Below are 5,043 nucleotides of genomic sequence, written 5' to 3' on the forward strand. Positions count from 1 at the left end.
CGCGACAGCGCGAGGATACGGCCGCGATGGCCACGGCGGTCAAGTTCGGCGACCATGTCGGCCGAGGTCAACCCGGAGCCGACGATCAGCACCGACGCCTCCGGCCCGATCCCTGAAAGCGCGGCGGAAGAGTACGGATCGGCGACGAAACCTGGCGCTTCCGTCAGCGAGGCCAGCGCGTTGGGAATTCCGGGCCGCGGATGCGTCGCTGCCAGGACGAGGATATCGGCGACGACCGGTCCGGCAGAGGTGTGCACGGTCCAGCCCGCGCCACTGGCATCGCGTGTCACGCGTGTGGCGGAACCTTCGACATGATGGACAAGGCCGGAACCGAGATACGGCGCCAGATGCTCGGCGACGTAGCGGCCGAATACGCGACGGCGCGGAAAAGCGTCGCCGTTCTTCCAGATGGCATCCGGGTCGTGTTCGAGTTCTCCGCTGCCAGCCAACCAGCGTGCAAAATGCTGCGGATCATCGGGAGCCATGCTCATCCTGACTGCGGGGACATTGACCCGGTGCGACGGTTCCTCGCTGGAATAGGCCAGGCCGCCGCCGAGCGCTGGTCGCGGCTCGATGACGGAAATCGACAGGCGCTCCGATTGAGGTGCCCGCGCCAGATGCCAGGCCACCGCCGCGCCGGAAAAGCCGCCGCCAAGGATGGCGACGCGCAACCGGCGGGCCGGAGGGAGCGCGTTCACGAGGCGCTGGCGAGCGATTTCGGCCGGTGGTCGCCGGCGATGGTCTCGCCGAACGGACCGGTGTTGACGGACGAGCCGGCGGCTTTTACCGGATGGTCGGTCGGCAGTTTCGGCAGCACCAGTTCGCCGAAGCGATAGGCTTCTTCCAGATGCGGATAGCCGGACAGGATGAAGGTATCGATGCCGAGGCGCCGGTACTCGTCGATGCGCTCGGCGATCGTGTCGGGGTCGCCGACAAGGGCAGTACCGGCACCGCCGCGCACCAGGCCGACGCCGGCCCACAAATTGGGCGCGATCTCGAGCTTGGCACGATCGCCGCCATGCAATGCGCTCATCCGCGCCTGCCCGACCGAATCCATGCGCGCAAAGACTTTTTGGGCCGAGGCGATCGTCGTGTCGTCGAGGCGGCTGATCAGCCTGTCGGCAGCGGCCCAGGCCTCCTCGGTGGTTTCGCGGGCGATGACATGCAGCCTAATGCCGAAAGAGAGCTTGCGGCCGGCCTTCTGCGCCAGTTCACGCACGCTGTCCAGCTTGCGCTCGACATCGGCGGGCGGCTCGCCCCAGGTCAAATACTTGTCGATCTCCTGCGCCGCCACCGTCGACCCGGCATCGGACGAACCGCCGAAATACAGCGGCGGGTAAGGCGTCTGCACCGGCGGAAACAGCAGCCTTCCGTCCTCGATGTGGAAATGCTTGCCGTCATGCTCGACCGTCTCGCCGCTCAGCACCCGCTTGTATATGCGCAGGAACTCCTGCGTCACCTCATAGCGTTCGGCATGCGACAGGAAAATGCCGTCGCCCTTGTTCTCCAGCGGATCGCCGCCGGTGACGACGTTGATCAGCAGGCGGCCATTGGAGATGCGGTCCAGCGTCGCAGTCATGCGCGCGGCCAGCGTCGGCGACTGCAAACCGGGCCGCACAGCGACAAGGAAACGCAAGCGTTCGGTCATCGGCACAAGAGCCGATGCGATCACCCAGGAATCCTCGCACGAGCGGCCGGTCGGCAACAGCACGCCATAGTAGCCGAGCGTGTCGGCCGCCTTCGCCACTTGCGTCAGATAGGGCAGATCGACCGATCTGCCGCCCTCGGCCGTGCCGAGATAGCGGCTGTCGCCATGCGTCGGCAGAAACCAGAGCACCTTGATACGGTCTGGAATGTGCTTGCTCATGGCCTGTCTCCCGTCGCCTGACGGAGGCGGCCGGAGATGCCTGCTTTGGTTGACGGCGAGCGCAAAAAGGTAGGCATGGCGTGGTCCTGTCCGGGTGGAAACCAGATCGCCAGTGCAGATTGCTTATTCCACAAACTCTGTAGAGTTAGTTTATTCCAATTCCGTTGCCGCTATTAGAATTTCTCTCCCCAAGAAATCGGCGGCGAGGCCGACCCGAGTGCAGCGGGCCGGCCTTCCTGCATCAGAACGCTGGTTCGACCGCGTTGACGTTGTCCTTGGTGACGACTGTCAGCGGGATCGGCAGCCGGTCCTTGACCTCCTTGCCCTCGATGATCTCGGCCATCGTGTTGATCGCCAGGCGGCCATCCTCGACGGGCGACTGGACGATGGTCGAGTACATCTCATTGGTGCGGATCGATTCGAACGCATCCTTCTGGCCATTGATGCCGACGATCGGCGGTGCGGCCTTGGAGGGGTTCGCCTCTTTCCATGCGTCGATGAAGCCGCGGGCCATCGTGTCGTCATTGGCGTAGACACCGCTGATCTGGTCGCCGAAGCGTGTGATCAGATCGCGGCTCACCACCAGCGCCTTTTGCTGGTCGAAGTCGGCGTTGACCGTGTCGAGCACGTTGATCTCGGCATTGGTTTCCTTGAGACGGTCGGTAAATCCGCTGACGCGGCCGATCGTGGTGCCGTTGCCGGCCTGGCCGGCGATGATGACGACGGAGCCCTTGCCGCCCAGCGCCTTGCTCAGCGAGTCCGCCGCCAGCTTGCCTTCCTCATAGACATCAGGCCCGGTGAACGACTTGATGAACGGCTTGGCATCGTCGCTCATCGGCGAATTGATGAGGATCGCCGGAATGTTCGCCTGCTGCGCGCGCGCCAGCCCCGGTATGTATGCCTGCGGGTCGAGCGGCCACAGGATGATGCCATCGACCTTGCGCGCAACGCAGGTGTTGAGCTGCTCGGTGCCTTTCTGGACATCAAAATCCTGGCTGAGGCTCAGGATCTCGATGCCGAGTTCCGCAGCGCGCGCCTGAAGCGCCTTGTTGGCCGGCGTCGCGTAGGCATGCGAATCCGCTGCCGTCACGTAGCAGACCGTCTTGGCGCTGGCCCAGCCCGTCGATGCCAGCACAGCCGCCATGGCGGCGACGTGAAGCATGCTTTTCTTGCCAATCATGCGTTTCCTCCCAATCATGTGGTTCCTCCTTGAGTGATTGGATTGTCGCGAACGAGCGCCGGGCGCGTGCCCGGAGCCCTCCCCTTGGTGGTAACGGCCCGATCGAGCACGACGAGCAGGATCAGGATAAGCCCGGACACGACCTGCTGGACGTATGCGGGAACGGACTGGAACTCCATCGCGATGGTCAGCGAGCCGATCGTCAGCACGCCGCCGAGCGTGCCGAGCGCGGATCCCTTGCCGCCTTCGAGACGAGTCCCGCCGACAACGACCGCGGCAATGACGGCGACCGTCAGTTCCGAGCCGAAGACAGGCGAGCCGGTGTTGGTGACGAGGCTCTGGAGAACCCCCGCCAGGCCGGCAAGCGTGCCGGCAAAGACAAAGCCGAGAAAGACGATACGGTCCGAGGCGATACCGCTTTCCTTGGCAGCCGCCGGGTTGGACCCCACCGCAAAGACGTTGCGCCCAGGTATGGTGCGCGTCAGCCAGAAATGCAGCAGCACGATCAGGGCGATGAACAGCACGCTGCGGAGGGTGAAGACATCGAGATAGATCTTGGCCAGCGCCAGGGAGAGCATGATGTCGGTTCCGGTCACCGGCTGGCTGTTGGTGATCCAGTGCGCGAGTGAGCGGAAGATCAGCATCGTCGCGAGCGTCAGCACGAGCGAATTCACCTTCAGGCCGACGACCAGCATGCCGTTGATGGCGCCTGCCAGGGTACCGACCAGGATGCCGGCGATCGCGGCAGGCAGGATGCCGATCTCTCGCTGCAGGATGACCGATACGATGCCGGCCAGGGCAAACACGGCGCCACCGGAGAGGTCGATCTGGCCCGATATCAAAAGCACCGTCAGGCCGACCGCGATCAGGCCGATCGTCGCCGCCCGGTCGAGACCGAGGCCGAGCGTCGATGCCGAGAGGTAGCCGGGGACCAACAGCGCGGAAATGACGAGCGTCAGGCCGAGAATGATGACGACGCGATGCTGCGAGACAAGCGAAAGAAAACGCATCACGCCACGCCCCGCTTGCGCAGCGCCGCATCCATGCCGACGGCACCGACGATCAGGATGCCGAGCACGAAACCCTGGATTGGCGTGCGCACACCGTCGAGCACCATGACGTTGGTCAGCAGTTGCACGAAGATGAGGCCGGCAATGGCCCGCGGCACCGATCCGAAGCCGCCGACGATCGACACGCCGCCGACCACCACCGCCGTGATGGCGCTGAATTCGTAGCCGCCGCCGATGAGCGGCCGCGCGCTCTGCAGCGTCAGCCCGAGCAAGCCGCCGCTGATGCCGGAAGCCAGTGCGGTGATCACGAAGGCGCCAGCCTTCACGGCCCGCACCGGAACCGCACTAGCCTCGGCGGCGCTGTAATTGCCGCCGGTGGCGAGCGTCCATCTGCCCCAGAAGGAGCGGGACAGGACGAAATGGCCGACAAGGGCGATGACCAGGAAGATCAACACCACGACCGGAATGCCGAACAGCCGGCCCTTGGCGAATTCGGCTGAGGCGGGATTGCTGCCATAGACGATGACCCCGCCGACAGCCGCCTGGACGATGCCCAGTCCGATCGTGCCAACGCCGAGCGTGGCAATGATGGGATTGATGCCGACATATCCGACCAGGCCCCCGTTGAGCAGGCCTATGAGGCCCGCGAGACCCACCGCCAGCAGGAACGCCGGCAGCGGCCCGATCATCGGCTGCAGCCCGAGCGACAGGATGGCGCCGCAGGCGATGGTGGCCGGCACCGACAGGTCGGCCAGGCCGCCGACCACGAGCACGAAGGTCATGCCGACGACGACGATGCCAACGATAGACATCGAGGTCAGGACGTTGAGCAAATTGCCTGACGTGAAGAAGGCGGGGCTGACGAGGGAGCCGTAGAGCATCACGGCGACGATGGCGAAGGCGAGCCCCGCCTTCGACAGGACATCGACAAGCCTGCTGCCACGCGTAAAGCGGTCGTTGCGGTTCACGCCACCGATCTCCATGGC

At 64.9% G+C, this 5,043-nt stretch carries 5 protein-coding genes; all 5 read right to left on the reverse strand.

Annotated features, from left to right (window positions below; all coding sequences use genetic code 11):
- A partial coding sequence (locus tag EN884_RS39425) for an FAD/NAD(P)-binding protein (protein WP_245491912.1) occupies positions 1–698 on the reverse strand: 698 nt, incomplete at its 3' end.
- On the reverse strand, positions 695–1,867 hold the full coding sequence (gene ssuD, locus EN884_RS08375) for an FMNH2-dependent alkanesulfonate monooxygenase (RefSeq protein WP_063169856.1): 1,173 nt from the start codon (positions 1,865–1,867) through the stop codon (positions 695–697). The genes ssuD and EN884_RS39425, both read right to left, overlap by 4 nt.
- 241 nt (positions 1,868–2,108) lie before the next feature.
- Positions 2,109–3,047, reverse strand: a complete 939-nt coding sequence (locus tag EN884_RS08380; protein ID WP_013528163.1) for a sugar ABC transporter substrate-binding protein — start codon at positions 3,045–3,047, stop codon at positions 2,109–2,111.
- Positions 3,048–3,061: 14 nt separating this feature from the next.
- A complete protein-coding gene (locus tag EN884_RS08385) occupies positions 3,062–4,057 on the reverse strand; it encodes an ABC transporter permease (RefSeq protein WP_063169855.1) in 996 nt (331 codons plus the stop codon).
- A complete protein-coding gene (locus tag EN884_RS08390) occupies positions 4,057–5,040 on the reverse strand; it encodes an ABC transporter permease (RefSeq protein ID WP_024501884.1) in 984 nt (327 codons plus the stop codon). The genes EN884_RS08385 and EN884_RS08390 overlap by 1 nt, the downstream gene beginning before the upstream one ends.
- Between the last annotated feature and the right edge of the window lie 3 nt (positions 5,041–5,043).

It is taken from the genome of Mesorhizobium sp. M7A.F.Ca.AU.001.01.1.1 (genome assembly GCF_004022735.1).
Lineage (GTDB): Bacteria > Pseudomonadota > Alphaproteobacteria > Rhizobiales > Rhizobiaceae > Mesorhizobium > Mesorhizobium ciceri.

Coding starts and splice junctions, on each gene's coding strand:
- ssuD (WP_063169856.1), bottom strand. CDS start 1,867: ATGAGCAAGCACATTCCAGACCGTATCAAGGTGCTCTGGTTTCTGCCG.
- EN884_RS08380 (WP_013528163.1), bottom strand. CDS start 3,047: ATGATTGGCAAGAAAAGCATGCTTCACGTCGCCGCCATGGCGGCTGTG.
- EN884_RS08385 (WP_063169855.1), bottom strand. CDS start 4,057: ATGCGTTTTCTTTCGCTTGTCTCGCAGCATCGCGTCGTCATCATTCTC.
- EN884_RS08390 (WP_024501884.1), bottom strand. CDS start 5,040: ATGGAGATCGGTGGCGTGAACCGCAACGACCGCTTTACGCGTGGCAGC.